The following is a 3,272-nucleotide window of genomic DNA, read 5'->3' on the forward strand; positions in this document are numbered from 1 at the left end:
CGCCTAGTTTAACCGACATGCCCGATATCTTCCATTGCCGGTCGACAGGGGCGAAGGCAAATTCGAAATTGAGCTGCATGGCGGCTGACGGGAAAAAACCTGCCATGTGCAACATGCCATTGGTTTCGATCTGCGGCATCAATGTCAGCTGCGGCTCAAGCACGGCTGCACCGCTGAGGTCGACTTCCTCGTTGCGCAACTTTGCGAAGGCCTCAGCCAGACGGGCTGGATTGTTCGTTTTAAACTCAGGAGCACCGAGCTCGCGAAGCACGGAATAGTCTCCGGTCTTGTTGGCATGGTCCAGCGCGAGCAATGTCGACCGGATGAGGATCAAGACGCCGTTGTGGTCGATGTTGGCCGGCTTTGGGCTGTTAGCTGCTTTGGGCGCGGAACGGTCGTCTTTTTTCGCCTGAGAATATGCCGGAGGCGCTTGTATGCAACATAGGACCAAAGGCACTGCCGGCAGCCACGCAAATCTGCGCATTCCACACCCTCCCGGCACAGCTGACGGCCATTTCTTCACGATCTGCCGCACTGGATTTAAGTGCTAGAATTCGCCCGCCAAACCGACGCGGAAACCGTGGCTGCTGCCGCCGCCATAGGCATAGCCAGCGGTGAGCGCGAAAGGCTCGTTGAAATCGAAGCGATGAGCGAACGAGCCACCGAAAGCCGTTTCGCCTTTGAAATAGCCGACATTCCCAGCCCAGCTCGTGCGGCCGGGGGCAGACGGCATTGGCGCTGTGGTCATGGCGATCGCCGCTGCGATGCCCTGGCGAGCCTCGGTCCGATTCTCGGAAATCTGGTTGCCCAGATCAGCGAAACCACTTTCCAGGGCACCGACCCGTCCGTCGAGCAAGGCAATATCGCTTGTATTTGTCGTCACACGGGTATCGAGGGATGCCAGCATCGTGTCGTGGCCGTCGAGCCGAATGTCCTGTTGGGCATTCGTGGTTTCCGTCTGCGTGATCCGCGTCTCGTGATCGGTGAGGGTCGCATCCTGCTCGGTGTTCTTTGTCTCGACGCTGTCGAGCCGGCCGTCCTGCTCGGTGTTCTTGGCTTCGACGGCGTCGAGCCTTCCGTCCTGCTCGACGTTCTTTGCCGAAGCATCGCCAACAACACCGTCGACATAGTCCTTGTTAACTGCATCAGTTCCCGCTGTCGGGGTGCCAACATTTTGAACAACATTGCCACCCATGTCGACCGCCCCACCGAACGTGGCGGCTCCCGTTGCAGCGTCGAAGTTAATCTGGCTGCCGCTCGGGCCTATAGTGATTCCTGGCGCGGCGAAAAAAGAGTCGTCCGAGTCACTACAATCGTCGTTGATCGTTGTACCGATCACGCCGGCAAAGCTACAGATCGTGTTTTCGGGATCACCAGCGTCGCCGCCGAAAACGACCTGTGCCGAAGCGGGCGCCGTCCAGAAAATTGTCGCCAAAAAAAACAAGCCCATAAAGGGCAGCAAACCGAACGAACGTACATATTCGCTATGTCTTTGAGTATCCATCATAAGCCCACCCCCGCTATCAAGCTTTATCCCCCGCTAAAGCCTGTTCGGGCCGAAGAAAGCTGTCAACTACAATGTCAGTAAATTCGGTGGGTCCGCATGAAATTGCACTTTAAGCTAAGCTTATAGGTGCGATTGTTGCAGGAAGGCCACAAAGATGCGTACCGTCAAATGACGACTGTACACGACGCAGATCATTCCCATTTTGGGGCCAATCGAGGAGACCTGAACGTTGAATCAAAAAGCCCGCCGTTTGATGTCGGCGGGCTTTTCCATCGGGCAACTAGTCCGCCCAGTCACTCCCAACCTTGCCCGCTGCGTTGCCCGAGGCGCGGGCTTTCTGATATTGTCGGGGCAACGGCGGGGGCGCTCCATGCGGCTATTTCTTTTCGCAATGATCGTCTGGTTTTCATGGCTAGCGGCTTCTGGCTCGCCGCCGAGTCGATAAGCGCAGGCGCCGGAAGGTTGACAGAAAAAGCCGCCGCAAGGCAGTTTGCCGGCTTGAGGGTAAACGCGGGGAAGTATCCTATGAAGAAGACCTATGAGAAGCCGGTGATCGTGAAGCGCGAGACGCTTTCGGCTGTGACAGCTGCCTGCACGCCGTCGACATGCGTTACCGATTGATCGAGGAATAACGTCACGAAAAGCCCGCTGGCTCCGGCCGGCGGGCTTTTTTGTTTCTGGCGTGGTAATATCGCCGGGTTCCATACGAAACACGGGGCCTAGGGTGCGTTTTCTCTTGATTGCCGTCGCCGTCCTGTTTCTCATGGCGGTCGGTTTCTGGCTGACGGCGGATATTATCATCAACAGCCCTACCAGCGTCACGATTCCAAAGAGCTAGTTTGCCGGTCGTTTCGAGAACGGCAGTATTGTAGCTCCCGGAGACTCCGGCTCCAAGGGCTCATGTCCCGGCTCCTCGTGGTAAAAGACCTGGCGCAAGTCGCGCTGATCAACCTTCTGACCGCAGTTTGGGCAGTTGTAGAAATGGCCTTCCTCCCGGATGAGGTCGCCGCCATGCAATTTGCCGGGGATCGGCGGGCCGAGATCGGATAGCTTCGTCATGTCTGCATGTCCCTGCTAACGTCATCGAGCATCTTGAGCGCAGCACTCCTGCCAGATCGTAACAAGAGGCCCTGGTCAATTGCTGCAGCCTTGAAGGCCGCAAAAGCGATGGCTGGTTTGCAGGTGCCTTCCTTGGCTGCAGATATCAGCCGGCACGCGTCCTTGTAGGGCGCTGCCTCCTTGTTTCGCCATTGACCTTTAAGCGCAACCTCCGCTTCGCAGATCGACGAAACCCTCATGGCTGTGCCGTCCACCAGCTTGATGGAAAGCGGTAGAAAGTTGCCCATGGCACGACCTCCCCAATCGTTGAGAGCGCCAGAACGCACCACGGAAAGTTTGGTTTCCAAATTCGGGAACTATTTTAGCTTAAGCTTATTGAATCGCGGTTTGTGCGGGTCAGTGTATGCGTTTGAAGTTCATCAAGCCGATGGAGCCAGAGCTTTTCGACACCCCTCCAGAGGGTGACGACTGGAGCCACGAGATAAAATTCGACGGCTACCGCACGCAGGTCATCAAAGACGAAGACGGCATTCGGATGCTGACGAAGAACGGCTTCGACTGGACGGCGCGATACCGATATCTTGTCGAGGAAGCCGCCACGATCAAGGCCGAAACCTTCATCTTCGAAGGCGAAACCATCATGATCAATGAAGCCGGCCTCTCCGACTTCCACGCGCTGCAAGGCATCATTGGGCGCCGCCAGCCG

The 3,272-nt window shown here is 56.9% G+C and carries 5 protein-coding genes; 1 reads left to right on the plus strand and 4 read right to left on the minus strand.

All coding sequences use genetic code 11. The annotated features are described in order from the left end of the window. From AC1DX0_RS33480 to AC1DX0_RS33495, 4 genes are all read right to left on the minus strand, one after another. The coding region (locus tag AC1DX0_RS33480; protein ID WP_477358647.1) for a hypothetical protein at positions 1 to 484 on the minus strand (484 nt) is incomplete at its 3' end. A gap of 63 nt (positions 485 to 547) precedes the next feature. Then, the gene (locus AC1DX0_RS33485) at positions 548 to 1,507 is read right to left on the minus strand and encodes a hypothetical protein (protein ID WP_477223977.1); all 960 of its coding nucleotides are present in this window, start codon (positions 1,505 to 1,507) and stop codon (positions 548 to 550) included. 834 nt (positions 1,508 to 2,341) lie between these two features. Then, on the minus strand, positions 2,342 to 2,566 hold the full coding sequence (locus AC1DX0_RS33490) for a hypothetical protein (protein ID WP_477223976.1): 225 nt from the start codon (positions 2,564 to 2,566) through the stop codon (positions 2,342 to 2,344). Next, entirely contained in the window at positions 2,563 to 2,853 is a 291-nt protein-coding gene (locus AC1DX0_RS33495; RefSeq protein WP_477223975.1) for a DUF982 domain-containing protein, read from the minus strand. The genes AC1DX0_RS33490 and AC1DX0_RS33495 overlap by 4 nt, the downstream gene beginning before the upstream one ends. Positions 2,854 to 2,969: 116 nt before the next feature. Here AC1DX0_RS33495 and AC1DX0_RS33500 point away from each other — a divergent pair. Beyond that, positions 2,970 to 3,272: ATP-dependent DNA ligase (locus AC1DX0_RS33500; protein WP_477358649.1), on the plus strand; the 303-nt coding region annotated here is incomplete at its 3' end.

The sequence above is a fragment of the Mesorhizobium sp. P3_A9 genome (genome assembly GCF_056402975.1).

What these genes read in the sequence shown, in the direction of transcription:
- AC1DX0_RS33485 (WP_477223977.1), bottom strand. Translation starts at nt 1,507, where the DNA reads ATGATGGATACTCAAAGACATAGCGAATATGTACGTTCGTTCGGTTTG.
- AC1DX0_RS33490 (WP_477223976.1), bottom strand. Translation starts at nt 2,566, where the DNA reads ATGACGAAGCTATCCGATCTCGGCCCGCCGATCCCCGGCAAATTGCAT.
- AC1DX0_RS33495 (WP_477223975.1), bottom strand. Translation starts at nt 2,853, where the DNA reads ATGGGCAACTTTCTACCGCTTTCCATCAAGCTGGTGGACGGCACAGCC.